Source organism: Anaerotignum faecicola (assembly GCA_024460105.1).
Taxonomy (GTDB): domain Bacteria; phylum Bacillota; class Clostridia; order Lachnospirales; family Anaerotignaceae; genus JANFXS01.
In genome coordinates this window covers 1-546 of the sequence record JANFXS010000113.1, presented here as the reverse complement: position 1 = coordinate 546, position 546 = coordinate 1, and the positions used below count along the sequence as shown (strand labels likewise).

Annotated in this window: 1 protein-coding gene; it reads left to right on the top strand. The window is 47.8% G+C overall.

The features are described 5' to 3' along the window. Window positions 1-546: ABC transporter ATP-binding protein (locus tag NE664_13015; protein MCQ4727553.1), on the top strand; the 546-nt coding region annotated here is incomplete at both ends.

Here is a 546-nt window from a genome sequence, read left to right as displayed (position 1 = left end):
GGAATTTTGCGATGGGAAACTGACCACGCTTTTGGGGCCAAGCGGATGCGGAAAGAGTACCCTGCTTAATTTAATATCGGGAATTCTGCCGCCTACTTCAGGATCGATTTTTTTCGGAGACAGGGATGTAACATCTCTGTCTCCGGATAAGAGAAATATCGGCCTGGTATTTCAGAATTATGCGCTGTATCCCCACATGACAGTGGGGGAGAATATTGCATTCCCGTTGGAAATTAAAAAAGTTTCAAAAAAAGAACGACTGGAGCGGGCGGAGGAGTTTGCCAAACTGCTTCGAATTGAAGATTATTTTACCCGTAAACCATCCCAGCTTTCAGGGGGGCAGCAGCAGCGTGTAGCTATTGCCAGAGCCCTGGCAAAGGAACCGGAGATTTTACTTCTTGACGAACCGTTGTCTAACTTAGATGCCAGACTTCGCCTGGAAATGCGGGAGGAGATCCGGCGTCTTCAGCTGGAGACGGGGATTACTACCATTTTTGTAACGCATGACCAGGAGGAAGCGCTCAGTATTTCAGATCGTATTCTGCT